Genomic DNA, 22298 nt, shown 5'->3' on the forward strand with positions numbered 1-22298 from the left:
AAATTCTTGTATCTGTCGACTCCTGTCGCTAAACTCATCGACATGAACGACAGACCTATCGGAGCTCAAGTTCCTATCCGGGCCTTGCGTGAAGCGTTTGGGTTCTCGGTGCCGACACTGATTGAGCGCATCGAGCAGGCCGGTGGGCCCAAAGGCACCCACCCGGACACGATCCGCAACGTCGAGCTCGGATACAAGCGCGCATCCAAGCCGCTTATGACCGCTTGGGCTAAGGCGCTGGGGCTGAGTGGCCTCGATGTATTCCAGCCCGATCCTTTGAAATCTTCTCGGGAGCGGGTGGCCTCGTGACTATCGACCTTGTGTTCATGGGATCTGACGGTGAGCCGTTCACCACGTCGACGGTCATTGCCGCTGAGACGGGTAACGAGCACGCCTCGGTGATCCGACTCGTTCGCGAGAACCTCGACGATCTCAACGAGGTCGGCTTGGTCCGATTTGAAATCCGACCAAGACCTGAGGGGCAGCACGGCGGCGGGGATGTCCGGTACGCCGAGCTCGACGAGCCTGCTGCTGCGCTTTTGATGACCTCCCTCCGCAACAGCTCGGTAGTGCGAGACTTCAAGAAGCGGTTGGTGGGGGAGTTCTACGCCATGCGCGCCGCGCTGAGCCGACGCACTTCCTTGGCGGTCGACATCACCAACGTCGACCACATCGCGCAGCTGGCGCAGGCGACAACCACGGCTGTGGAGCTGTATCGCGCCGAACACGAGCAGCGCATCGCGCTGGAGGCTCAGGCCGAAGTCGACCGGCCGCTCGTCGAGCGTGCAAGGACCCACGCCTCCGGGGCAGGATCGGTCAACCGAACCGACTTCGGCCGCGAGGTTGTGGAGTGGGCAGAGGAGCAGGGAATTCGGATCCTGCACAAGCAGATCCGCGAATTCCTGGCTCGCAAGCTGCATCTGTTCGTCGCCGGCGACCGCTCGGACAACGGGCATGCCACGACCGATGCAATCCGCCGCGGGCTCTGCGAAAACCGCCGCGACACCCGCAATGGTCGGAATGTTGTCACGGGTCTACTTACCCCTGCCGGCCAGGCGTACGCCTGGGAGCGGATCACCCGTTACATCAACGCCAACGGCTCGCTAGAACTGCCACGTGAGATCGGCGGGCGTAGCGCGTGACCGCCCTCGATGTCCGCCGAGCACCCGAGGCAGTGACCTCACTCGTGCAACTTTCCCCACAATTCCTGACGCTGCCGATCCTGGATAATGCTCTCCTCGAGTTCCCGAAACGCAAAAACGAAGGCTGTAAGCACCTTGTCGACGTCGTAGGTGCCAGCCGCAGCGTCGCCCGCGGCCAAGATTTGTGTGATGTTCTCCGCCAGCAAGCCGGTAATTGGCGGTTCGTCGCCAATGAGGCGCAGAACGTCGTCCCTCAGACCCATGAGCATTCCCCTTCGATCGAACTATCAAGCAGCTCAACGGTAGAGGGAGGGCTAGGGACGCGTGGAGGTTTCGAGCTTGTCTGCACTGAGGTGGTGCCCGTATGACCGCCTTCGATGGACCTCACTTGACCGGCGCGATGCTATCCGCCGCTCTGCTCGATTCGCTTCTCCAGGGCGATGATGCGCTGCTCAAGCGCCGGGATCGCGGCTGCGGCCCTACTGGCTATGGAGTGAAGAACGGTGATTCGTTCGTTTCCGTGCTTCGCGATGTCGCCGGCGACCCCGTCGCGGAACGCGCGGGTGGCTTCGAATCCATCCGGGATGTGGTCGTTGAGAAAATCAAATTCTTCGGCCATAACAATCTCCTTACGTTGCACGGGCTGAGCACCCGTTATGTAGCCGGCGCGATCCTTGCCGCGTCTCGGTGGTTGCAGCGTAAGGCGTGGGTCCGACGAGCCGTGCTCACCGCGCGGCCGTCGGGCACCATCAAAGAGGCGGAAGCATGAATCCGCTTGAACCGCTAGGCACGCCAGTAGAAGTCGCCGAGTACCTGAAAGTCAGCGTCGTGACTCTGGCTCAGTGGCGCCAGGCCGGTCGCGGTCCGCAGTGGTCGAAAGTCGGCAGGTGGGTCCGATACGACTGGGCCGATGTTCGGGACTGGGTCAGCAGCGGGGGTGATCGCAATGCGCAATGATGTGGACCCGGAGCGGGGCTACCACTTCCCCGTAGAAACCCCGCTCCGAGCGAAGGGCCGCACGCTACTTCTTGCGGGTCTCCTTCACGGTCGTGTTCGGATGCTTATTGGCGTAAGCCTTCGTCACATACCGGCCGCTGATCGCGCTCCGGGCGCTGGTGCTCTTCGAACTGCTGCCGCGCCCGGAGCTCGATGCTCCGCGAGATGCCATGGAATTCACCCCCTCCCCATATCGAAAGTTTGTTCGTACGTATCAACCATACGTCGGCATACGTCGAGGTCCAGGAGTACGCACGGCGTGTCGGAGGTGGGGTTATGGCGTTGACCTCTGCGGACAAATCCGCGATCAGAGACATGATCGAAGCGGCGCTTCAGGGCGCTCAGGTCTATGACCCCTTCATCCCGCGGATCGAGGCTGCGAAGTACCTCGGGGTATCAGAGCGCGAGTTCGACGAGCTGCGTGCACGCGACGAGATCGCCACCGAGCAGCACGGATCCCGCAAGGTGATCGTCCGCTTGTCTGAGCTAAACAGATATGCCCAGGAGCGTTGCAGAAGCGCGTAATCGTATGTCCCACAACTGAATATATCCACCCAGTACCGACGTCCGCTTGATCTTGGCGGGTCCAACGGACGTCGGTACCGAATCAACCAGCACCTCTCATGGAAAGGCATGGCATGAGGAAGCCTAGAGCAACCATATCCAGAGTCGGACGCGTCAGTCTAATAGTCGCCACGATCTCCGCCCTCGTCATGTGCGCACCACCTGCGCGTGCCGATGGCGCGGTCGACTACGTCGCCAGCTATGGCGGCCTGGTCTGCAAACAGCTCGACGCGACCCCGACACTGTCAGGGGTGACCCGTGTGGGTGCACTCGTTGCAGGAGAAGGATTCTCGTCGTATGACGCGGGCCGCATCCTGCGGTTGTCGGTCGATACATTCTGCCCACGTCACAGTGATCTGCTCCAGCGCTACGTCGCTGCGGCGGGCGTCGTGCCTGGGAGGTCGGCATGAGCGCGACCGAGATGCGGTGTGTCGAAATCCAGGACGAGCTGGATGCTGAGGACGACCTCGTGGAGATCGGCGTAGTGATCGGCCACCTGATCGCGGTCGCCTTCGACGTGTCGGAGACGACCGGTATCCAGGTGCCGGAGTTCAACGGGGACCCGAACTGGTTCGGGGGCTGCTATCGCGAGATCGCCGACAAGCTGGGCTACAAGCCCACGCTGGCGGGCGATTGGTGGATTGACGCGCCGAGGTGGGCGGCATGACAACCCTTGAGTACACCGAGCAGCTGGTTGTCGAGTGCTGCTGCGCCTGCAGCATGGCCTTCGCCGTCCCGGCCGATTTCCAACGCCGCCGCAAGGAAGACCACAAGACCTACCACTGCCCGGCTGGCCACGGTCAGCACTACTACGGCAAGACCGAGGCTGAGAAGCAACGCGAGCGCGCCGAGCGACTGCAGCGTCAGGTCGAGGCCCGCGAGGCCGACATCCGCACCGAGCAGCGGCGCCTGGAGTCAGAGCGCCGCGCGCATGCCGCAACCAAGGGCCAGCTGACCAAGACTAAGAAGCGGATCGCGAACGGCGTGTGCCCTTGCTGCAATAGAACATTCGCCAACCTAGAGCGTCACATGGCGGGTCAGCATCCCGGCTATATGCAGGCGGGGGACGGCAAATGATCGAGTTGACCGTGCCGGTGTGCACAGTGCACCAGACGTTCAAGCCGTGTGCTCCGTGTGCGAAACAGGCTGCGCGGCTGCGAATCCAGAACTGGGCAGCAATCGGATGGGTACTGCTGTTCAGTGCGTTTTTGACCGCGGTCTTGTGGTTTGAGTGTGGTGGCCGATGAGCCTGCAGAACTTTGACGACTCGCTCGCCGAGCTGATTCGTGACAACGCGGCGCTGGCAGATATCGAGACCGTGGCCTCTGCGCGGGCCATCTATGCGAAGGCCGATGGCGAAGTGTGCCTGCTGTGTGAAGGCCATGGGGTTGTTCAGTATCGGATGGCCACCGGGGTTTGGTCCCAACCAGTTTCGTGCTCGTGCGTGATGTATCAGGAGGTAGTGGCATGACCGTTTACGCGGGAGAAGTCTCCCAGTTCAGCATCGAGGGCATCGTGATTACGGGTGACTTCACACTGAGCAGCTACGACTACGAGCGCTCCATCCGCATGGAAGTCACTGCTGACGTTGGCGAAGTGGACGGGCCCGTGCTGGTCGCCGGCAGGCTGTTGGCCACCATCGGCAAGCTACTGCCCGCTGATGCCGAGGTGGTCTTGGAAGTCGAGGGCGGAACCCTCTCGGTCGCGTGTGGCAAGGCCTCAATTGTGCTGCCGCTCATGGAGGCCCACTACTACCCACAGCTGCCGCAGGTCGCCGAGGATCGCGTGGTCGGTTCGGTAGTGGCAGCTGAGTTCAGTGCGGCCGTCGCCGCAGCAGCCCCGTTCGCGGCCGGTGACCCCGCATTGCATGAGTGGACGGCCGTGCACATGGTCGCCACCGAGGCGTACCTCGAGCTGACGGCCTGCGACAAGTGCTCAGTCATTGTCAAGCAGATCCCCTTCGACTTCGCCGCCGATGAGGTCACCAGGGTGGATGTTCCCGCAGGGCTTCTGGCCGATGCGGTGGGCCCCTGGAAGGGATTCGACGGGTCGATCGAGTTGTCCTGGGACGAAAACCTATTCGCCATATCGGGTAGCGGATCTGCGTCCACGATGAGCATCTTGGCCTACCCGTACCCCTCAGTGGAGCGGGTGTATCCAAAGGAGCTGACGGCGGCGTGCGAGGTGTCCAAGAGTCAGCTCGTGACCATGCTCAGCCGGGCCTCCGCTTTCAGCTCCGGGGACTACGCGCGCATCGAGTTGTTCGCGAGCGAGGGGACCCTTGCCGTCCAGAACCTTGGCGGCGATGCCCTCACCCGCGACGAGCTGGAGCCGCACAAGTTCTCGGGCGCCCCCACGAAGGTCGCCATCAACGGTAGGCGGCTCGCGGCGGCGATTAAGGCGATCGATACCGATCGGATGACGCTGGGATTCAACGGAATGCGCGTAGGCATCTACCCCGGAACTCCCGAGGTGGTGTTCGAGCGCACAGACATATCGCTGCCGCCCGAAGAGATGGCAGTAGCAGTCATGGGAATGGTGGGAGACAAGCAATGAGCGGTCGCAGAGACGCAGCACAGATACTCGCAATGATCTCCTGGGTACGTAAGCAACTCAAGGTGATAGAGGCAGAGGCCAACCAGCGTGCCGAGGTCGAATTCGCCGAGGAGAAAGTCAAGGCTCACGTCGTTATCGACGGAGCCAAGGTAGAGGTGTCGTCCACCACTCGCGTGCAACCGAGCGCCAAGATCAAGGTGGAGGACCCGGACCGACTGGCCCAGTGGGTGCAGAAGCGTTGGCCGACCGAGATTGTCCCCGCGGTGCGCACGTCGTTCCTCTCTCAGATGTCGGCGGACATGGCGGCCAATGGCGGCTGCCTAGTCGACGCAGAGGGTGAAATCTGCCCGTGGGTTGGGCTGGAGCTGCCGAACGCCTACACCACCACCCGACTACTCAAGGACGCAGACCAGCATCTCGCCGAACTACTAGGGCGGCGCTCCCTGGCCGACCTCATCTGGTTCATCGAGAACGACGTCACCGATCTCGACAGGGAGGCGCAATCGTGACTCTGACTGTTCGCAAGCCCACGGGTGTGGTTCCGTTCCCGCTAGTGCTGATTGAGGGACCTGAGAAGTCCGGGAAGACCTACGCCGCAGCGCAGTTCACTTCCTCGGATAGGATCGGGCAGGCTTACTGGCTCGACCTGGGGGAAGACGCAGCCGACGAGTACTCAGTCATCCCGGGCGCCGACTACCTGATCATCGAGCACGACGGCACCTGGCACGACATCGTGCACCAGGTCGAGGAAGTGGCCAAGCTCGCCAAGGCCGCCCACATTGCCGGTGAGCCCCCGGTCGTGCTTGTCATCGACTCCATGACCAACGAATGGACGTTCCTCAAGGACTGGGCCGATCAGCGCGCCAGGAACACACCGGCCAATCGCGCCAAGCTCGCCAAGGATCCCGACGCCGAGATCAAACCGTCGATGAACTTCTGGAACGACGTCAGCGAGCGGCACTACCAGCTGATGCGAATGCTCGTGGCATTCCCCGGCATCGTGGTCATGACCGCCCGCGGCAAGGAAGTCGCTGAGGTTGAGGACGGGAAGCCCACCGGCAAGCGCGACTACCGCGTGGAGGGCCAGAAAGACCTGGCGTACGAAGCGACCGCTTGGGTACAGCTCTCCCGTGAGCGGCCGCCGGTGATTGTCGGTGTCCGTTCGCCCACGTACGGGGTGCGCCCCGGCGTGGACCAGCCCAGGTCGGTGAAGGACTTCTCGCTGGAGTGGCTGATCTTCGACGTGATGAAGCCCGGCATGTCGCCGCGCAAGACCACGCCCTTGCAGGCATCTGACATTCCGCCGGCGCAGCAGATGAAGTTGACCCTCCGGGCGCTGCTCAAGGACAGGCGGATCGAGGCGTCCGCCGCGGGTGCCTGGTTCAACAGTGAGTACGGCGGGGACTTGAATTCAACGACCGACCTGGAGCAGCTGCAGGCCACCATCGACCATTTCGAGGCGATGGGGAGGCCTGCCGCATGAGCCTGCATATCTCGCTGACTGACTTTTTCTGTGGCGCAGGGGGTTCGAGTACCGGTGCGGTAGACGTCGCCGGTGTGACGGTCCGGGCGGCTGCGAACCATTGGCCGCTAGCCGTCGAGACGCACAATGCGAATCACCCGGACGCTGATCACTATTGCGCGGATCTGTCGCAGATCCATCCTATGTACTTTCCGAAGACGACCATGGGTTGGTTCTCGCCGGAGTGCACCAACCACTCACAAGCCAAGGGGCGCAAACGCGTTGACTCGCAACCCGACCTCTTCGGCGACACCCTGCCCGACGAAGCCGCGGAACGCTCACGCGCCACAATGTGGGACGTCATCCGGTTCTCTGAATTTCACCGATACGAACTGGTATTCGTGGAGAACGTAGTCGAGGCGGCCTCGTGGGCGCCGTTCCCCGCGTGGCTTGCGGCCATGGAATCACTGGGGTACGAGCACCGGCTCGTGATGCTCAATTCGATGCACGCGCAGCTGGCCGGCTTCGGGGCGCCGCAATCTCGCGACCGCCTGTATGTGGTGTTCTGGCGGCGGGGCAACCGGAAGCCCGATCTTGAGCGGCTCGTGCGCCCCCGCGCCGTATGCCCAGACTGCGGACCTGTGAACGCCATGCAGGCATTCAAGAAACCCGGCAACACTGTAGGCCGATACCGCTCGCAATACCTCTATCGATGCCCGAACACGAAGTGCCGCCACCAGGTTGTTGATCCAGCCGTGCGTCCCGCAGCCGAGATCATTGACTGGTCACTACTCGGCACGCGCCTCGGCGACCGCGACAAACCGCTAGCTGAGAAGACCATGGCGCGGATCCGCGCAGGTATCGAACGCTACTGGGCCCCGTTCATCGTCGAGCGCCGACACGAATACCGCGTGCGCGGTTTGGATGAGCCGTTGTCGACCGTGACGGCAAATGAGACCACCAAGGCGCTGGCAATTCCGGTAGAGGGGCGCGACGGCAAGCAAGCACTACCGATATCGGCACCTATGCGCACCATGACCACCCGCAACGAAACCGGACTACTCGTCCCATGTGGCGGTACTTGGCGCGACGGTGCGGCGCCGACGAGCGAGCCGTTCTCCACCCGAACCACACGGGAGACCGACGGGCTGGCGTTCATCGCTGAACTCCGCGGCGGCGGCAGTGATGCGCGGGCGGTTACCGATCCGCTGGCGACTGTGACCGCATCGGGTAACCACCACGCCTTGGTCATGCGGAACAACAGCAGCCGAGGCAGCGGTGCCGAGCACTCCACACCGGCCACCGAGCCCGCACGCACCATCACGACGACGGGACATCAGTCACTCATAGACGCTGATCGGCCCACGTTCGATCTCGACGACGTCCGTTTCCGAATGCTGGAGCCACGGGAAATCAAACGCGCCATGGACTTTCCGGCCGACTACGTGATCAAGGGCAACCGGCGTGAACAGGTTCGCATGGCAGGAAACGCTGTGACTCCGCCTAGCTCGCGCGACTTGATCACCGTGGGCGTGGAGAGTTTGACGTGACCGCCGAGTTCACTGCTGAGGCGTTGCGGCTCATGCGTCAGCGTTGTGACGGACTCTGTGAGGTGCAGTGGCCCAAGGTATGCCAGGGCAGCGGCAGCCAGTTGGTCGGTCACCATCGTCGGCCCCGTGGCAACGGTGGCACCAAGCGCCACTCGTCGCGCCGGGCCGCCAACGGACTCATGGCATGCACCTGGTGCCATAGCTTCCTGGAGACGGGGGAGCGGGGCGAGGCGCGCAAGCTCGGATTCATCGTCGACCAGAACGAGGAGCCCGCAGACGTCGCGGTGTTCTACCGCCACGAGCAGACGGTGCTGCTGTGTGATGACGGAAGCCTTGTGGCGGCATGAAGTGCGCACGCCCCAACTGCTCCAGTCGCAGCTGCGCGGTGTCGAGAAGTAGTTTCCGGCAAGGTCTTTGCAAGCAGCACTACGAGCTGGCCGAGCGAGGGTACGTCGATAGCGCGCCCGTGCGAGCACGCCTAGATCTGCTTCACGCAGCCGGATTGCCGTGGGCGCACATCGCCGAGCGGGCCCAGATGAGTGAGCACGGCGTGCGCCTGATCCGGTATGGCGAGTACGACTCGGTTCGCAAGCTCACCGCTCAATGCATTCTCACGATCCCCATCCCTGGGCGATTCGCAGGCACTGGGTATGTGAGCGCGGTCGGCACCGTGAGGCGACTACATGCGCTCGCGGCGATCGGGTGGAGCTTCGATGCCCTGGCCAAGATGATGGGCACTCACCGCAACGTGCTCCTAAGCACCCTGAAACGCGAGCGCGTACTTGCCCGGCGTGCCCGAGAGATCGCCGAACTATTCACTCGGCTGCACCTGACACCAGGGCCTTCGGAGCGAGCCCGCCGGCACGCGAGCGCGAACCGATGGCCCGTTCCCTTCGCATGGGATGAGGACTCCATCGATGACCCCAGCGTCGCAGCGGATCTCGGCGGCAAGTCGACCTGGATGCAGGAGTACGAGGACTACCAGTGGGTCCACGGCGACGACAAGCAGATCGCCGAAGCAATGAGCATCCGACTCGATTCATTGAAGACACAACTGCGACGGAAGGGCCAAGCGGCATGACCGACAACCCGACATGTGTGTGCGGACATACCCGGAGCCACCACCAGGGGTCCCTGGGTCCGCACTGCCACTTCGTTCGCTGGCCGACCTACGAGCGAGGTGGCGGCCTGTGTGACTGCACTGAATTCGCAATCCGACCCAAAAGTTCCGAATTGCGCGACTCGATGGAGTTTTGATGGCGTCGACACTGAAAACTGCTGACTTGCTGGCGCTTCTGCGTCGGCACTACATCAAGCCCGGTCAACCCCTGCCTGGTGGGGTCTTCTTGCACGAGGTGGGTGGCAACGGCACCTGGGGCGCCTCCGCGCGCGCGGATGCCATCTATATCGGGTTCACCTCATCGAGTGGGCGCATCCTGGTCGGCCACGAGCTCAAGGTCAGCCGCTCTGATTGGCTCAATGAGCTGAACAAGCCCGGGAAGGCGGACCAGTGGGCTGACCAGTGCCACACCTGGTGGCTGGTGGTGAGCGACCTGTCCATCGTCCAGGACGGCGAGCTCCCGCCCGGTTGGGGCTTGATGTCTCCGGGTAGGTCGAAGACCCGGATGGCCATCCACACGCCGGCCGCCGTGAAGTCCGATCACACACCCTCGTGGGACGCGATGCGCTCGCTCATGGCCCGCTACGACACTCTGCGCGCGCAGGAGATCCGGGAGTCGCTAACCCAGCGCTCCAAGCAGATGGATGACGATCGCGAAGCCCGCATCGCCCAGGAGGTGCAGCGCCGGATGCGTGAAGCTCCTGAGAGTGGCCAGGCAGCCGAACGCCTCAAGCTCATAGAGGAAGCCATAGGCGCCCGGATCTCCTGGAGCGACTACGACTGGACTCCACGAAACCATGTGAATCTCGAGCTTCTTGGACGTATTGGGAAGGCCGCGCTGACTCTTGGCGGGCTCCAGGATGCAGTGCTTCGCATAGCGAATCGGCACAACAGCACCGAATCTGTACGACGCCATCTGGACGAATACGACGCCAAGCTGGCCGAGTTTGTGGCCGTAGCCAAGTCAGAAATGACCGACCAGGAGGCCTCGTAGTGGGACTGCCGTGGATCCGGCTGGATACCCAACTAGCCGACCATCCGAAGATTCTGGAGCTGGTGGCCGACAACCAGTTCCGGGCGATAGCGGTGTTCCACTTCGGGCTGGGCTACTGCGGAAAGCACGAGACCGCGGGCTACATCCCGGCTGCCGCGTTGCCATTCATCCACGCACGCAAGGCCGATGCCACGCGCCTGGTCAATGTGAGTCTGTGGCTCGTCGCCCCCGGTGGCTGGCAGATCAAGGACTGGGACGACTACCAGCTGTCCGATGAGGCGGCCAAGAAGCGGCGAGAGCGGGCCATGAAGGGCGCTGCGGCCCGGTGGGGAAAGAAGGGAGGAGATGAGGGTGGGGCCAGTCTCAGTGCCATCTAAAGCATCTGCTGTAAGCATGTGCTCCAAGCATTGCTTAGAGCATCGCCCAAGCATCGACCACGAGCAATGCTCGCATGCAATGCACGGACGGACGGACGGACTGACGAAGAACTACTCACCTTGGGAATCTCGTCTTACGTTGGGTATCGCGCGCAGGGGGGTAGAGCGATTTACCTGTGACCCTGGGGAGTTCGGGCAGCGCTGCGCGCTTGCCGCCCAGCTTGTCCACAGCGCCACAAACCCCGCCGCGGTGGTGGAACTGGGTGCGCGTGGGGGTTCTGAGGGCTCCACGGGCGTCCTAGAGCGTCCCGCTATCGACATCGCCGAGATCGTCGGCGGCATGGGCGCGAAGGCATGCCAGTGCCTGTTCGTCGTATGTCCGTGTCACGAGAATCGATGTGAACAGGAAGCGAAGTGGGCGGCCCGCATCCATGGGTGGGTTCGAAGAGGCGACCCGGATCACTACAAGGTCTACGACCTGTGTGATGACTGCAAGAAGCACATCGAGGAATCAGTAAGACAGCTTGTTGGGAGCGCAGGTGCGTGCAGCTGTGGGATGACCGGCAAGTCGGTCTCGGACTACATCGGTCCGGTGATCCCGCTGTGAGCGCGCTGATGCTGTGCCCAATGTCTTTTGGTGAAGCGTGTGAGTTTGTCTCCCAGCACCATCGGCACCATCCACCGCCGCGGGGTCACAAGTTCAGTGTCGGTGTTGCAGACAACAGCAGGGTGGTCGGCGTCGCGATGATCGGGCGTCCAGTGGCGCGGCTGTTCGATGACGGCTGGACGCTGGAGGTCAACCGAACGTGCACGGTCGAGGGCGCGCGGAATGTGAACTCGATGCTGTACGCCGCAGCGTGGCGTGCGGCTAAGGCGCTGGGATATCGCCGGCTGATCACCTACACCCGCGGCGAAGAGCCGGGAGTGTCGCTCCGTGCCGCCGGGTGGCGAGTAGTGGCAGAACGCAAGGCCCGCAAGGGATGGGACATGCCTGGGCGCCCTCGTGTGGATTCGACGGAGCATCAGCTCCAGCGCACTCTCTGGGAGGCCGTGTGAGCGACTACGGGGAAGATACCGGCCGCCCGGAGCGGCCTGGGCCGTACGACGTGAACGAAGCGATCCGCCGCGACTGCCCGGACTGCGAGGCCCCGGCGGGACGTAAGTGCCCGCGCCCCAATGGGGCTGGGTTCAAGGACTGCCCGTGCGTTGGCCGACTGAAGGTGGGCGCTTGATGCCCCAACATGGCGTGGAATCTCCAGTACTGCAGGCGATTGCCGAGCTGGAAGACCAAGACGAATCCGAGTTTGACGTCATCGAGTACCGGAGGACCGTATGACCGAGTGCACCCGTTGTGGCGAACGCTGCGAACTGTTCTTGTGCTGGAACTGCGGCAAGGCAATTCGGCGTCTGCTGGTAGGTCAGAAAGTGTCCCGCCGCAAGGCAACCGAGGCGCAGGGGGAGGAGCCGGGCATCATCTGGTATCTGGACCGCCTCATGGAGTCTGCTTATCTGCAGACCCGCATGGGCTCGAGCAGCGTGCGTACGGCCCCCGACTCCATGCCGTTGCTCCCGGATAGCCGGGCATCGAAGCTGCGTCACAAGATTCACGCCGAGCTGACCTCGTGGGTCAAGCAGATCACCGAGGGGTGTCGCATTCGGTTCCTGCCGCTGGACTCGGTGGAGCCCGACTTCATCGGCCCATTGCGGCCCGGGTGGCGCCGCATCCCCGCCGACTACACGGCGACGAGCGCGGATATGGCGCGCTGGCTGGCCCACAACCTCCTGGCGATCATGTCCGAGGAGAACGCCGCCGAGCTGTACGACGAACTCGTAGCGCTCACCAGGAAGGCGCATAAGGCCATCGACCGCCCAGAGCTCCAACTCTTCGGGGAGTGCTCGAAGTCGATGGGGGAGAGCGACGAAGGTGTCCCGCTCGCCTGTGGAGTGAAGCTGTACGCCGAGAAGGGCGAGACCGTCGTCGCGTGCCCGCGGTGCCGATCGACGTACGGCGTCGATGAACTCCGCGACGACATGCGGGCCCGTGCCCGCGATCAGCCTATGACGGGAGCGGACGTGCTGCGCATGATGAAGCTCGCCGGCGAGGCCCCAGCATCGGCCACCTTCTACAAGGTGCTTGGCCGAGTCGCGCCACGGTCCTACCTACACGCTGACGGGCAGCGCAACCAGACCTGGACGCCAGGCTGCAAGAAGCTCTACGCCTACGACGACGTGATGGCCAAGGTCAATGAGGGTGAAAACTCGACTCATCGTCGGCGGGAGCGTCGTCGTGCGAGTGCATGACCACGTATGTCGACGGGAGAGATTCAAGGTGGCTTACGAGGTACTGGTTTGGAGGTACCGTGAGGTCGTATTGGACAGTCCGCCCATACATTTCATCAACGATCTGTGAAATCCTGTGCCGAAAGCGCTCGAAGTTGGTCGGAATCCTATTTGCCGCAGATGCGTACATCTCGTTCACGAGGGCGGCTTCAAAGGGAGATGGATTGTGTCGCGACCCCATTGGAGTGGATGGGCTCGCCGCACGCGGCTCTGCTGAGAGCTTCTGAACAACCCACTGGTTCAGTGAGACGCCTTGCTCTGCCGCCTCGGTGGTCAGCCGCTGATGGAGCGCCGGCGAGCTTCGGACCAAGAACTTTCCGCTGTAGGAGCGCTCGCTGAGTGGCGTAGGGGGAGTTTCTTCGGTTTCCTCCATATCGGCCAAGACGTCGTCGACTAGCTGCACGATGCCCGCGAAGGCCTCTCTACGGTCCTTGTCGAGCCAGGACAGTGACGGGAATTCGGCGACGAGTCCGACGAACTCCTCGTCCTCTGGTGACCACACGACTCGATAGGTGTAGTGGTTATCCATTTGTCTCACCTCTCATCCCCTCGAGTTTGTCGATTGCGGCGACGACTTGCCGAACCTGGTACGTCTTCGCTTTCCCGTGATCATTCTGAATGTTTACGCGCGGATCCCCGGTCCACGGGGTCTTGTACACCGCGTGACTCGTTCCCTTCTGGCGTGGCTGGCCGAAGTGGTGATCGCAGACCTTGACCAGATCGCTATAGGCCACATTCGTCGGGGCCTCGCGCATCTGCGCCTCAATCTTCGCCAGCTTGGCCATGTACCCTATGATATCGCATGTGATATCACTAATGCCATGGTTCACGCGGATATTCCGTACCGGAGTCGGGTCAGCGACCACCGGCGCCCGCGCTGCGTTGCTGGGAGTGCTCCGATAGGACTATCGGTACGTGGAGGCCGGCGGCGGATAGTGGTGATGCGGTGCATCGTGGGCCGGCAAGCCGACGAGTGTGAATACGAAGACCGCCGCGGCGGCGATAAAAACGGCTTCCCCGCGCTTTCGCGCACGGCTAGCCACGACGAGGGTTGGTGCTCCAACCACGGCTATGATCGCAACGGCGAGCCCAATCCTGGGTAGATCGTCGAAGGCCGACCCCAGTGCTCTCCAGTACTCGAAAAGGCCAAGCAAGCCGGCCGCGAACGGCCACCACGGCTCCGCATTTTCTCTGTCGTCAGAGAATCTCGCATAGGCGGTCGCGAGTCCGCCGATGGCGACGAGGGCTAAGAGCGAAGTCCCCGCCAGGGCCAACCAGTGCGGGTCCACAATGGGCTCTTCCGGCGGTAGATCGGCCAATATTTCAACGGTGCTCATGCCGCGAGGGTATGGAGCAACGTCCCAGCGATCACGCTTATCTGCATCGACACGCCGAAATGACAGGCTTGTAATTAGCTCTCTGGCCTCGTAGAATCCAGGCAGCAGTAGCGCAACTATGCCCAAAATGAGCCACTGACCTGGGCGTATTCTTATGGTTTCCGATTGTCGGACATGCGCGATAACCTAAAAGTAATCGGAAGGTCGCGGGTTCGAATCCCGCCAGCTCCACGCATGGGGCTGTAGCTCAGCGGTAGAGCGCCCGGCTGATCTCAGCAGGATGGGGCGGCACGCCGAAGTGGTGGTGCTGCCCCATTCGTATATGTAGGCCCTCTCGACGCAAGGCGGCGTCAGTGCGTAACATCGAACATGTGTTCGATACGCGAATACGGGCCGCACTCTCTGGCTTCATCGCGGGCATCCCGAACTTGCTGTCGACCGTGGTGGTCGAGAAATTCACGCAGGAACGCCGAGAGGTCACGTACTCGCCGCGCGAAGTCGCCGACCGCATCGCCGCCGTACTACCGGCTGGCATAAGGGATCTGGGTTTCGAGCTTCTGGAACTGCCAGCGGTCGAACGGGATCGGCACGGCACCTACTCGGTGCGTGTCCCGCTCACTGACCGACCATGGGCGCCCGCCGAGATCCGTATGCGCCGCACCCCCAGAGGCGATCAGGTCACCATCGTGGGAGCAGCACTCCCATTCTCGACCGACGACGTGCCCGCGATCGCTGCCGGGCTGCTGGCTGCTCGCGCGTTCTGCGCATCTCACAAGCCGGGCTGAGCACGCCGGGCGTCAACCGGCCCAATGCGGCTCATCCGGCAAGGCCACCCCATGACGCCGACCCACTCGATCGGAGCAAGAAGGCGAGTCACTGTTCCCAGCCGGCATGGAGGCTCTCGCTAGCCATTTTGATGGTGTCGCGGATCGCCGTCTGGATCGCATTCCGGGCATTCCAGATCGGTAGGGGGTCAGGGATTGTTTTGGATGTAGCGTTTGTTCGGTATCGCTCGGCAACTGTGCGGGCGAGTGACATTGCTTGCTTGACAATATCCAAGGATTCGCGAAGGCTATCGTTCTGCGAAAGCATCTGCGCACCAGTGATTTCCAGATGCACATCCCGTGCCAGTGACTTGAGTGCCTCACGTGCTGCACGACGGGCATCGACCTGGTCGCTATAGGTCTTAGGTATTGCCTGTACATCTAGATAGGGCATTGCGGTGAGTTCACGGCAGTAGGCGTCGATAGTCCTCGATACTCGGATGAGAGCGAGTTTGAACTCCTGCTCTTGAAGATGTAGCCGTTGGATCCTGGCTAGTTCGCGTTGCGACTCCAACTCGGATTGGTGCAGGCGCGTGGCGGTTTCAAGTTTCGCGTTGGATCGATCCTCGGCTGCCTTGAGTTCACGCTCAAGGCGTTCCAGGGCGGCATGGGATTGCTCTTTCGCTTGCTTCTGAATACTGGTTGTCTGCCACAGCGCCACCACAACTGCGGTGAGTGTTCCTATGCCAGAGAGCCATTCGGCCTTAGAGCCCGATTCGATAGGGGCGGCCAGTAGTGCCATGATCAGGAATCCGGCCGATAGAACACCACACACTAGACTGCCGAACCGCGCCGCAGTTCGCCGCTTTGGACAAGCTTCGGTGCCCGTCTCCGCTTCGGCCTGGTCAGACACGCTGCCCCCTTGGTCACGAACTTTGTCAGCTCGTGATCGTAGACGGGGCGATCGCGTCGTGGGGCAGATCCAGGAGGTGAACGTAGACATGCCGAGGGCTTCGCGTCCCTGCCCAGTGTCCGGATGTCCCAACTTGATCCGCTTCACTCGCTACTGCCCTGAGCACATGCAGGCGTGGAGCGGGCCACGCACGGCCTCGAGTCAGATCACCAGTCAGCGCCGATGGCGAGAGCTGGTCCCGAAGATCCTGGACCGAGACCGCTACCGCTGCCGCATCCAGTACGAGGGGATCTGCACGGGCAGGGCCACCGTGGTGGACAAGGAGCAGCCTGCATCGCGTCGGCCTGATCTCGCATTCGATCCGAAGAACCTGCGCGCTGCATGCCAGCCCTGCAATGACCACAAGGCCAGGACCGCGGACCGCAGGTGACCAGCGCCTAGGGCTGCTGGAATGGTCCTTCACCGTCGAGCAGCTCCAGATTACGAACTTGCTCGTACCTGCCAAGCGGCCTGGGAGCGCCGAAGATTCGTCGGAATAACCTGGGGCCATGCGTGCCGGCCCAACGGCGGAACCGTAGCCGCTGCTGATGCCAGATAAACCACCGCCATTCGTAAATTGCAGTATCTGTGAGGTCGAGACGCTGGCGCACGGCCTGTGTCCTTAGTCCTCCGTTGCGCGGCTCCTGCCAAGACAGCACGCACCATGCCTTGGGGATGTCGTTGACCGGCAGATAGAACTTCCACTCCACAGTCTTGTCTGCGGGAGTCAAGGCGGGCATGGTTTGAAAGGGCTTCGTGCCGTCAATCTGTTTGGGCTGCACCACGGCCCCGTCGACCTCGACGTGAACGGAGACGACATCGAGGGTGCGGTTGCCGACAAGTTTTATGGTTGCCTCGCACAGTTCGTACAGAACTCCGTCGGGTTCCTCGGACTGACCTTCGCGTCGCCACGCACCGAAGCTCAGCACTCGACCTGTAGCTTGCCGGCGTGCGAGCGTCAGCTGCCACCATGCAACGCCGAGAGCCAGGACAGTCGCCAGCGAGACGGCGTTCTCTACAGTTTTCCCCGCGAAGCCGGGCAGATGATTGGCAGACCATTCCCAGAGACTTGACACCACATGCCAGAGCCAGCCGATGGTCCCGATGAGTGCTGCACACATGGCTCGCATCCTCGCAGGAGGTTTAGCCCCCAGGCCACTACCCCCTCCCCGGACCCGCCTGGGCAGCCGGAACGCACTGTGAATTTCGCCGTGTACGGATCCCCATATTTTCCGGACCTGCTCAAATCGCGGGCATTTGCCTGTGGCGCAACGACATTCCCGACATGGGAGTCAATCATCCTGACATAGGAGTTCGGCCATGCCGCGTACCTCAAAAGACCCTTCACTACGTGCTCGGCGGAACACGACAACTACTCGCGCAGTACTCAAGGCCCAGGCCAACCCGACCATTCCGGATCTGCCCAAGGGCACTCGGTGGCATCAGCAGGTGCAGGACTGGTGGAAGCGGGCGTGGTCGTCGCCGATGGTTCCGGAGTGGACTGATTCGGATATCGACTCTCTGTACATGGTGGCCCGGTTGATGCAGTTGTTCTGGCATTCGAGCACGTTGCCGAATGAGTGCAAGGCCTTGGCTGCCGAAATCCGTCAGCTGCTCTCACAGTGCGGCCTGACGCCTATGTCGCGGCGGGCGCTGCAATGGGAGATCGAGCGCGGCGAGGGTGCGGCGCAGTCGACCGCACAACGTCGAGCCGCCAAGAAGGCCGCGGCCAAGAAGGCGCCGGCCAAGCCTGATCCTCGTGTTGCGCGGGCGAATCTGCACGCCGTGTAGCGGATCACCTTGGAGCTGATCGTCCCGCCGGATACCGGCGAGCTGTTCCCCACGCTGGGGGACCAACTGTGCGACTTCCTGGAGGAGCGGGCCTGCCATGGGCCCGGTGATCTCAAGGGCCAGCCGTTGGTTCTGGGCGAGGATTGGCGCTACGTGCTCTACCGCGCCTACGAGGTGTGGCCGCAGGGCCATCCGCGCGCCGGGCGGCGCCGGTTCAAGCGAGTCGCGGTGTCCTGGCGTAAAGGCTCGGCCAAAACCGAGTTCATGGCGCTGGTCGCGTTCCTTGAGCTGCACCCAGAATCGCCGGTGCGGTTCAACGGCTTCGACGAGGACGCGCCGTGCGGGCTTGCCCAGGGCCGGCCGGTGGTGGACCCGTACATCCCGCTGTTGGCCAACACCAAGGACCAGGTTGAAGAACTCGCTTACGGTGCTCTCAAGGTTATCTGCGAGGAGAGCGTGGATGCCGATCTGTTCGACGCCGCGCTTGAGCGCATCTTGCGCATCGGAGAGGACGGCAAGGCCGATGGCAAGGCCGTCGCCCTGGCCAACGCACCGAACTCTCGCGACGGTGGTCGCACGACCTTTCAGGGCTACGACGAGACCCACCGCCTGTATCTACCGAACCACAAAGCGGCCATCACGACGATGGAAGCCAACCTCGGTAAACGCATGGCGCAAGACCCCTGGTCGCTGTCTACGACAACCGCGGGCGAGCCAGGGCAGAACTCGCAGGCAGAGGATGACCACTTCCTGGCCGAGGCCATCAAGCGCGGCGAGGTGCAACGCCCGCGTATGTTCTACTTCCACCGGCAAGCCTCCGACGGTTGGGACCTCACCAAGTTCGAGGACCGGGTTGAAGCGATCCGGGAGGCCTCCGGCCCCGAACTCGCCGCACGCACTGACCTGGAAGACCTTGCAGCCCAGTGGGACGATCCCAAGGCGGACAAGTCATACCTCGAGCGAGTGTGGACCAACCGCTGGACCCAGCAGGGTGCACAGGCGTTCAACATCCGGCGCTGGAAGGCGCTGGGGCTGCCAGGGGTGTGGATTCCGCGCCGCGCATTTGTCACCTTGGGGTTCGACGGCGCGCGATTCCGGGATGCCACTGGATTGGTTGTCACCGATGTGCGAACGGGCATGCAGCAGAAGGCGTATCTGTGCGAGAAGCCGCTCGAGGCAGCCGAGGACTGGGAAGTCGATGAGAAGGAAGTCGACGACGCGGTCCGCGAGGTATTCAAGACCTCTCGAGTACTGCTGATGTACGCCGACCCGCCGCACTGGAACTCGACGATCGGCGACTGGGCGGTTCGGTACGGCGACAGCCGGATCACCAAACGGCCCATCGTCCAGGAGTTCTGGACCAACAAACAGGACCGAATGATCAAGACGATCCAGGCCTACGCCGATGCCATTGCCGCCGGCCGGATCTCACACAACGAGGATGACGACGGCGACCTCGTGCGCCACGTCGGCAACGCCGGAAAGCACTTCCTCAAACGCGTGGACCCCGAGACTGGCTCGCAGCTCTGGATACTCGGCAAGCTGCACCGGGACCGCAAGTTCGACCTGTGCATGGCATCCATCTTGTCCTGGCAGGCGCGCATGGAAGTCATGGGACTCGTGAAAAGCACGTCCAAGCAGGTGTTCGAGCGAATCAGATAGGAGGGGTTGGGATTTGACCGATGCACTCGCCCCGTATGACTGGTTCGTGCTGCTGAATGCGAAATTCACCGCCGTCATGCGCCAACCCTGGTCGGACAAAAGGCTACGGCCAACTGCCGATATGTGCGGGGGAGTGCAGAGATACTCGCGCCCCCGCAATCAGGTGCTCGACACCCTGTGGTCTTACCGCACGGGAGACCCGCCACTTCCCTTGGTTGCCGAGGAGTACCAGGACTGCTTTCGAGATGTGTTGCGCAAGGCCAGAAGCAACTACGCGCCGATGTGCGTCAACGCGATGCTCGATCGCATGGAACTGCAGGCAGTTTCAACGACCGCGGACTCCGATACCAATGGCGATGACTTCGCCGCCCAGGTCATGGAAGAGTCGGGTTTCCTGGCCGTATTCAAGGAACTACTTGACTACGTGTTCTCCATGGCGGAGGGCTATGGCATGGTCGTGCCCGGCACGCCGGTGCCCACCATTCACGCCATCGACCCCCGGCGCTGCATCGGACTTCCAGATCTGCAGAATCCCGTGCGGCTACGCGCCGCACTGGTGCGCGAATGGGACCCGATTCTGGAGACGCATCGGAGCTACCTGTTCCTGCCCGGCAAGAAGTGGACCTTCGTGCTGGAGGGCACCCAGTGGAATCCGGTGTCGACCGAACCGGAGCTGATCGAAGGGCTGGACGAGCTCGGCGGCATCCCGATCGTCCGGTTCGACAATGCGCTCGAGCTCGGCGAGTACGAACCACACATCGACCTGCTCGACCGAATCAACGACGTGACGCTGCAACGCATCATCGGATTCTGGTACCAAGCACTGCGCCAACGCGCTCTGGTGGGTGATGAAGACGAGGACGATGAGGACGAGCCCGGAAGCGAGCCCGTCGACTTCAACAAGCTGTTCAAGGCGGGCCCCGGGTCGCTGTGGCGGATCCCCAAGGACTTCCAGATCTGGGAATCTCAGCAAGCCGACTTCTCGGGGATCACCAACGCCAAGCGCGACGACGTCAAGGAGTTCGCCGCCGTCACCAGCACCCCGCTGCATCTCATCACACCGGATGCCGCCAACGGGTCAGCAGAAGGTGCGGGGCTCATCAGAGAATCGGCGACATCGAAAGTCAGAGACCGCCGCGCTCGCATCACACCACGAGTCAAACTGCTGTGGCGCATCGTTTTTGCATTGGCCAAGCAGGACCGCGGGCCTGCGCTCAGACTGCATTGGGGCCCGATCGAGTTCCGCACACTGGCGGAGAAGGCATCCGCGTCGGCCCAGTCCGTCGGAACCTTGTCACTGGAGCAGCGGTGCGAGCGCATCTGGGAGATGTCCCCCGAGGAGGCCGAAGAGAACATCACCCAGCTGGCCGCCGAGCAGATACTCCTACTGAACGCCCCCACCACACCGAGCACGCCCACTGCGCCCGCCACTGCGGTGACGACAGATGTCGGCGCCGGTTAGCTACTCGGACGCACTGGCTGCGGCTGCCGCGGCGTATGCCGCACAGCAGGCCAAGCCGAAGTCAGAAGCGGTGCTCGCCGTCGCGACGGCGTCATCGACGAGCATCATCGCGGTACGCGAGCGGGCCGCGGCCTACGCCAAATCAGCGCTGCGCACCCTGTGGGCGACGGTCAATCCGTATAGCGACCAATCGGTGCAGGACTTCGCAACCCAGGCGGCCCGCGTCATGCAGTCCGCCCAGACCGCATCCGTACGGGGCGCTGCCGCCGCAATGACCCAGCAGCTCTCAGTGATGGGCGTGCCAACAAAGGCGCAGCCGACCAATCCGCTCGACGTACGCGCACGCGGCGTCAAGGTGCACGGCGGCGCGCTGCGCTTGGTGCGCGAGCCGAGCAAGGTCGACTACGCCGATGGATCGGGCACCGAGGTGTCAGTCCATGACATGAGCACCGAGCAGATCTTCACCCGGCCCGCGGTCGGGTTCCGCTGGATTGAATCAGAGGGTGGCACCCGCGAGGACGCAGCACGGGAATCCGGACTACGCATCGACACCCTGGTGGACGACAACCTGATGCTCGCCCAGCGGCTAGCGCAGGCCGAAATGCTCGCCCAGGTTGTCGATCTCGATAACCTCGACAAAGCGAAGATCACCGGATACCGCCGCGTGATCCACCCAGAGATGTCACGAAGCGGCGCGTGCGGGCTGTGCATCGCCGCGGCGGATCGGATCTATCACGTCGCTGAGCTGTTGCCGATCCACACGCACTGCAAGTGCACGATCGCTGCAGTCACAGCCGAGTTCGATCCGGCCGACGAGCTCAACGCCGCCGATCTGTCACAGCTCTACACGCATGCCGGCGGAACCTCGGCCGCGCACCTGAAACGCACCCGCTACCAGGTGGACCACCACGGCGAACTCGGGCCGGTCTTGGTGCCCAAGAAGCCTTACAAGCCGCGCGACCCCAAGAAACGTGCGGCGCAGCCGAACTCACCCGGTGCTAACAGGTCTGAGACCAAGGCGCAGATCGCTCAGCGTCTTCTGCCGGGCCTGGAGCAGAGCCTTGCGGACCTGACCGCCAACGGCGCTGCCGAGAACTCGCCCCAGGTGGTCTACCACCGCACGCAGATCGCCAAGCTGCGCGCCGACCTCACGGCATAGCGCCGCAAAGACTTCCACCGAACCCGGTGGTCGACCCGTCATGGGTTCCAATTCCCGACATGGGGAGTCA

Annotated in this window: 32 protein-coding genes and 1 pseudogene; 26 read left to right on the forward strand and 7 right to left on the reverse strand. The window is 62.8% G+C overall.

The features are described 5' to 3' along the window. Nucleotides 1-42: 42 nt before the first annotated feature. Together ABG82_RS09265 and ABG82_RS09270 are read left to right on the forward strand one after the other, a co-directional pair. Complete coding sequence (locus ABG82_RS09265) at nt 43-309, forward strand: helix-turn-helix transcriptional regulator (RefSeq protein WP_043075853.1); 267 nt, start codon at nt 43-45, stop codon at nt 307-309. Continuing rightward, nucleotides 306-1142 carry a Rha family transcriptional regulator gene (locus ABG82_RS09270; RefSeq protein WP_052510903.1) on the forward strand — a complete coding sequence of 279 codons (837 nt, stop codon included), beginning with the start codon at nt 306-308 and terminating at the stop codon, nt 1140-1142. The genes ABG82_RS09265 and ABG82_RS09270 overlap by 4 nt, the downstream gene beginning before the upstream one ends. Before the next feature lie 38 nt (nt 1143-1180). Here the strand turns inward: ABG82_RS09270 and ABG82_RS09275 are convergent, their stop codons facing one another. Next, nucleotides 1181-1405: a hypothetical protein gene (locus tag ABG82_RS09275; protein WP_131676217.1), complete on the reverse strand. Its 225-nt coding sequence runs from the start codon at nt 1403-1405 to the stop codon at nt 1181-1183. Between the two features lie 101 nt (nt 1406-1506). Here ABG82_RS09275 and ABG82_RS09280 point away from each other — a divergent pair, with 101 nt between their 5' ends. Then, nucleotides 1507-1911, forward strand: coding sequence for a hypothetical protein (locus ABG82_RS09280; RefSeq protein WP_043075851.1), 405 nt, complete (start codon nt 1507-1509; stop codon nt 1909-1911). Next, nucleotides 1908-2099 carry a helix-turn-helix transcriptional regulator gene (locus ABG82_RS27610; RefSeq protein ID WP_054430100.1) on the forward strand — a complete coding sequence of 64 codons (192 nt, stop codon included), beginning with the start codon at nt 1908-1910 and terminating at the stop codon, nt 2097-2099. The genes ABG82_RS09280 and ABG82_RS27610 overlap by 4 nt, the downstream gene beginning before the upstream one ends. 64 nt (nt 2100-2163) lie before the next feature. On the opposite strand, the gene ABG82_RS28575 is transcribed toward ABG82_RS27610, so the two are convergent. Beyond that, nucleotides 2164-2310 (reverse strand): hypothetical protein, encoded by a 147-nt coding sequence (locus tag ABG82_RS28575; RefSeq protein WP_165587498.1) that lies wholly within the window; start codon nt 2308-2310, stop codon nt 2164-2166. A 104-nt stretch (nt 2311-2414) separates the two neighbouring features. On the opposite strand from ABG82_RS28575, the gene ABG82_RS09285 reads away from it, so the two are divergent. The 16 genes from ABG82_RS09285 (at nt 2415) to ABG82_RS09360 (ending at nt 13062) form a co-directional block, all read left to right on the forward strand. Next, nucleotides 2415-2663 (forward strand): helix-turn-helix domain-containing protein, encoded by a 249-nt coding sequence (locus ABG82_RS09285; protein WP_054416701.1) that lies wholly within the window; start codon nt 2415-2417, stop codon nt 2661-2663. 188 nt (nt 2664-2851) lie between these two features. Further along, nucleotides 2852-3112: a DUF732 domain-containing protein gene (locus ABG82_RS09290; protein ID WP_043075849.1), complete on the forward strand. Its 261-nt coding sequence runs from the start codon at nt 2852-2854 to the stop codon at nt 3110-3112. Next, nucleotides 3109-3369: a hypothetical protein gene (locus tag ABG82_RS09295; RefSeq protein ID WP_043075848.1), complete on the forward strand. Its 261-nt coding sequence runs from the start codon at nt 3109-3111 to the stop codon at nt 3367-3369. The genes ABG82_RS09290 and ABG82_RS09295 overlap by 4 nt, the downstream gene beginning before the upstream one ends. Further along, entirely contained in the window at nt 3366-3779 is a 414-nt protein-coding gene (locus ABG82_RS09300; RefSeq protein ID WP_043076095.1) for a hypothetical protein, read from the forward strand. The genes ABG82_RS09295 and ABG82_RS09300 overlap by 4 nt, the downstream gene beginning before the upstream one ends. A gap of 166 nt (nt 3780-3945) precedes the next feature. Next, entirely contained in the window at nt 3946-4173 is a 228-nt protein-coding gene (locus ABG82_RS09305; RefSeq protein ID WP_043075847.1) for a hypothetical protein, read from the forward strand. Continuing rightward, entirely contained in the window at nt 4170-5258 is a 1089-nt protein-coding gene (locus ABG82_RS09310; protein ID WP_043075846.1) for a beta clamp domain-containing protein, read from the forward strand. Before ABG82_RS09305 ends, ABG82_RS09310 begins: the two co-directional genes overlap by 4 nt. After that, on the forward strand, nt 5255-5767 hold the full coding sequence (locus ABG82_RS28215; protein ID WP_157847520.1) for a hypothetical protein: 513 nt from the start codon (nt 5255-5257) through the stop codon (nt 5765-5767). Before ABG82_RS09310 ends, ABG82_RS28215 begins: the two co-directional genes overlap by 4 nt. After that, a complete protein-coding gene (locus ABG82_RS09320) occupies nt 5764-6741 on the forward strand; it encodes an AAA family ATPase (RefSeq protein WP_052510902.1) in 978 nt (325 codons plus the stop codon). The genes ABG82_RS28215 and ABG82_RS09320 overlap by 4 nt, the downstream gene beginning before the upstream one ends. Then, nucleotides 6738-8270, forward strand: coding sequence for a DNA cytosine methyltransferase (locus tag ABG82_RS09325; RefSeq protein WP_043075844.1), 1533 nt, complete (start codon nt 6738-6740; stop codon nt 8268-8270). Before ABG82_RS09320 ends, ABG82_RS09325 begins: the two co-directional genes overlap by 4 nt. After that, nucleotides 8267-8617 (forward strand): hypothetical protein, encoded by a 351-nt coding sequence (locus tag ABG82_RS09330; RefSeq protein ID WP_052510901.1) that lies wholly within the window; start codon nt 8267-8269, stop codon nt 8615-8617. The genes ABG82_RS09325 and ABG82_RS09330 overlap by 4 nt, the downstream gene beginning before the upstream one ends. Before the next feature lie 119 nt (nt 8618-8736). After that, a complete protein-coding gene (locus ABG82_RS09335) occupies nt 8737-9351 on the forward strand; it encodes a hypothetical protein (RefSeq protein WP_043075843.1) in 615 nt (204 codons plus the stop codon). A gap of 175 nt (nt 9352-9526) precedes the next feature. After that, a complete protein-coding gene (locus tag ABG82_RS09340) occupies nt 9527-10384 on the forward strand; it encodes a hypothetical protein (RefSeq protein ID WP_043075842.1) in 858 nt (285 codons plus the stop codon). Further along, on the forward strand, nt 10384-10761 hold the full coding sequence (locus tag ABG82_RS09345) for a hypothetical protein (RefSeq protein WP_043075841.1): 378 nt from the start codon (nt 10384-10386) through the stop codon (nt 10759-10761). Before ABG82_RS09340 ends, ABG82_RS09345 begins: the two co-directional genes overlap by 1 nt. A 79-nt stretch (nt 10762-10840) precedes the next feature. Beyond that, nucleotides 10841-11368, forward strand: a complete 528-nt coding sequence (locus tag ABG82_RS09350; protein ID WP_043075840.1) for a hypothetical protein — start codon at nt 10841-10843, stop codon at nt 11366-11368. Nucleotides 11369-11388: 20 nt separating this feature from the next. Beyond that, nucleotides 11389-11817 (forward strand): XF1762 family protein, encoded by a 429-nt coding sequence (locus ABG82_RS09355; protein ID WP_234714673.1) that lies wholly within the window; start codon nt 11389-11391, stop codon nt 11815-11817. A 276-nt stretch (nt 11818-12093) separates the two neighbouring features. After that, complete coding sequence (locus ABG82_RS09360; protein WP_043075839.1) at nt 12094-13062, forward strand: hypothetical protein; 969 nt, start codon at nt 12094-12096, stop codon at nt 13060-13062. Between the two features lie 232 nt (nt 13063-13294). Here the strand turns inward: ABG82_RS09360 and ABG82_RS28925 are convergent. The 3 genes and pseudogenes from ABG82_RS28925 to ABG82_RS09375 form a co-directional block, all read right to left on the reverse strand. Beyond that, a pseudogene (locus ABG82_RS28925) lies at nt 13295-13630 on the reverse strand (type II toxin-antitoxin system HicB family antitoxin); the annotation flags it as partial. Next, entirely contained in the window at nt 13623-13886 is a 264-nt protein-coding gene (locus tag ABG82_RS09370; RefSeq protein WP_043076090.1) for a toxin HicA, read from the reverse strand. The pseudogene ABG82_RS28925 and the gene ABG82_RS09370, both read right to left, overlap by 8 nt. A gap of 120 nt (nt 13887-14006) precedes the next feature. Further along, complete coding sequence (locus tag ABG82_RS09375) at nt 14007-14438, reverse strand: hypothetical protein (protein WP_043075838.1); 432 nt, start codon at nt 14436-14438, stop codon at nt 14007-14009. Nucleotides 14439-14791: 353 nt separating this feature from the next. Here ABG82_RS09375 and ABG82_RS09380 point away from each other — a divergent pair, with 353 nt between their 5' ends. Beyond that, on the forward strand, nt 14792-15223 hold the full coding sequence (locus ABG82_RS09380) for a hypothetical protein (RefSeq protein ID WP_052510900.1): 432 nt from the start codon (nt 14792-14794) through the stop codon (nt 15221-15223). 88 nt (nt 15224-15311) lie between these two features. Here ABG82_RS09380 and ABG82_RS09385 read toward each other — a convergent pair whose 3' ends face one another. Then, on the reverse strand, nt 15312-16115 hold the full coding sequence (locus ABG82_RS09385) for a hypothetical protein (protein WP_131676215.1): 804 nt from the start codon (nt 16113-16115) through the stop codon (nt 15312-15314). A 166-nt stretch (nt 16116-16281) separates the two neighbouring features. On the opposite strand from ABG82_RS09385, the gene ABG82_RS09390 reads away from it, so the two are divergent. Further along, the gene (locus ABG82_RS09390; protein WP_234707961.1) at nt 16282-16545 is read left to right on the forward strand and encodes an HNH endonuclease; all 264 of its coding nucleotides are present in this window, start codon (nt 16282-16284) and stop codon (nt 16543-16545) included. Nucleotides 16546-16552: 7 nt separating this feature from the next. On the opposite strand, the gene ABG82_RS09395 is transcribed toward ABG82_RS09390, so the two are convergent. Further along, the gene (locus tag ABG82_RS09395; protein ID WP_043075836.1) at nt 16553-17275 is read right to left on the reverse strand and encodes a hypothetical protein; all 723 of its coding nucleotides are present in this window, start codon (nt 17273-17275) and stop codon (nt 16553-16555) included. 199 nt (nt 17276-17474) lie between these two features. Here ABG82_RS09395 and ABG82_RS28220 point away from each other — a divergent pair, with 199 nt between their 5' ends. From ABG82_RS28220 to ABG82_RS09415, 4 genes are read left to right on the forward strand one after another with little or no spacing between them, the layout of a single operon-like run. Continuing rightward, complete coding sequence (locus tag ABG82_RS28220) at nt 17475-17945, forward strand: phage terminase small subunit (protein ID WP_054416702.1); 471 nt, start codon at nt 17475-17477, stop codon at nt 17943-17945. A gap of 9 nt (nt 17946-17954) precedes the next feature. Then, nucleotides 17955-19607 (forward strand): terminase, encoded by a 1653-nt coding sequence (locus ABG82_RS09405; protein WP_043075835.1) that lies wholly within the window; start codon nt 17955-17957, stop codon nt 19605-19607. A 13-nt stretch (nt 19608-19620) separates the two neighbouring features. Then, complete coding sequence (locus ABG82_RS09410) at nt 19621-21069, forward strand: phage portal protein (RefSeq protein WP_065212764.1); 1449 nt, start codon at nt 19621-19623, stop codon at nt 21067-21069. Continuing rightward, nucleotides 21053-22228, forward strand: a complete 1176-nt coding sequence (locus ABG82_RS09415) for a hypothetical protein (protein WP_052510898.1) — start codon at nt 21053-21055, stop codon at nt 22226-22228. The genes ABG82_RS09410 and ABG82_RS09415 overlap by 17 nt, the downstream gene beginning before the upstream one ends. Nucleotides 22229-22298 lie beyond the last annotated feature (70 nt).

The organism is Mycobacteroides immunogenum (genome assembly GCF_001605725.1).
Classification (GTDB): domain Bacteria; phylum Actinomycetota; class Actinomycetes; order Mycobacteriales; family Mycobacteriaceae; genus Mycobacterium; species Mycobacterium immunogenum.

What these genes read in the sequence shown, in the direction of transcription:
- ABG82_RS09305 (WP_043075847.1), top strand. Translation starts at nt 3,946, where the DNA reads ATGAGCCTGCAGAACTTTGACGACTCGCTCGCCGAGCTGATTCGTGAC.
- ABG82_RS09340 (WP_043075842.1), top strand. Translation starts at nt 9,527, where the DNA reads ATGGCGTCGACACTGAAAACTGCTGACTTGCTGGCGCTTCTGCGTCGG.
- ABG82_RS28215 (WP_157847520.1), top strand. Translation starts at nt 5,255, where the DNA reads ATGAGCGGTCGCAGAGACGCAGCACAGATACTCGCAATGATCTCCTGG.
- ABG82_RS27610 (WP_054430100.1), top strand. Translation starts at nt 1,908, where the DNA reads ATGAATCCGCTTGAACCGCTAGGCACGCCAGTAGAAGTCGCCGAGTAC.
- ABG82_RS09310 (WP_043075846.1), top strand. Translation starts at nt 4,170, where the DNA reads ATGACCGTTTACGCGGGAGAAGTCTCCCAGTTCAGCATCGAGGGCATC.
- ABG82_RS28575 (WP_165587498.1), bottom strand. Translation starts at nt 2,310, where the DNA reads ATGGCATCTCGCGGAGCATCGAGCTCCGGGCGCGGCAGCAGTTCGAAG.
- ABG82_RS28220 (WP_054416702.1), top strand. Translation starts at nt 17,475, where the DNA reads ATGCCGCGTACCTCAAAAGACCCTTCACTACGTGCTCGGCGGAACACG.
- ABG82_RS09275 (WP_131676217.1), bottom strand. Translation starts at nt 1,405, where the DNA reads ATGGGTCTGAGGGACGACGTTCTGCGCCTCATTGGCGACGAACCGCCA.
- ABG82_RS09300 (WP_043076095.1), top strand. Translation starts at nt 3,366, where the DNA reads ATGACAACCCTTGAGTACACCGAGCAGCTGGTTGTCGAGTGCTGCTGC.
- ABG82_RS09395 (WP_043075836.1), bottom strand. Translation starts at nt 17,275, where the DNA reads ATGTGTGCAGCACTCATCGGGACCATCGGCTGGCTCTGGCATGTGGTG.
- ABG82_RS09390 (WP_234707961.1), top strand. Translation starts at nt 16,282, where the DNA reads ATGCAGGCGTGGAGCGGGCCACGCACGGCCTCGAGTCAGATCACCAGT.
- ABG82_RS09265 (WP_043075853.1), top strand. Translation starts at nt 43, where the DNA reads ATGAACGACAGACCTATCGGAGCTCAAGTTCCTATCCGGGCCTTGCGT.
- ABG82_RS09375 (WP_043075838.1), bottom strand. Translation starts at nt 14,438, where the DNA reads ATGAGCACCGTTGAAATATTGGCCGATCTACCGCCGGAAGAGCCCATT.
- ABG82_RS09370 (WP_043076090.1), bottom strand. Translation starts at nt 13,886, where the DNA reads ATGGCCAAGCTGGCGAAGATTGAGGCGCAGATGCGCGAGGCCCCGACG.
- ABG82_RS09285 (WP_054416701.1), top strand. Translation starts at nt 2,415, where the DNA reads ATGGCGTTGACCTCTGCGGACAAATCCGCGATCAGAGACATGATCGAA.
- ABG82_RS09280 (WP_043075851.1), top strand. Translation starts at nt 1,507, where the DNA reads ATGACCGCCTTCGATGGACCTCACTTGACCGGCGCGATGCTATCCGCC.
- ABG82_RS09295 (WP_043075848.1), top strand. Translation starts at nt 3,109, where the DNA reads ATGAGCGCGACCGAGATGCGGTGTGTCGAAATCCAGGACGAGCTGGAT.
- ABG82_RS09355 (WP_234714673.1), top strand. Translation starts at nt 11,389, where the DNA reads ATGTCTTTTGGTGAAGCGTGTGAGTTTGTCTCCCAGCACCATCGGCAC.
- ABG82_RS09415 (WP_052510898.1), top strand. Translation starts at nt 21,053, where the DNA reads ATGTCGGCGCCGGTTAGCTACTCGGACGCACTGGCTGCGGCTGCCGCG.
- ABG82_RS09360 (WP_043075839.1), top strand. Translation starts at nt 12,094, where the DNA reads ATGACCGAGTGCACCCGTTGTGGCGAACGCTGCGAACTGTTCTTGTGC.
- ABG82_RS09350 (WP_043075840.1), top strand. Translation starts at nt 10,841, where the DNA reads ATGCACGGACGGACGGACGGACTGACGAAGAACTACTCACCTTGGGAA.
- ABG82_RS09290 (WP_043075849.1), top strand. Translation starts at nt 2,852, where the DNA reads ATGTGCGCACCACCTGCGCGTGCCGATGGCGCGGTCGACTACGTCGCC.
- ABG82_RS09325 (WP_043075844.1), top strand. Translation starts at nt 6,738, where the DNA reads ATGAGCCTGCATATCTCGCTGACTGACTTTTTCTGTGGCGCAGGGGGT.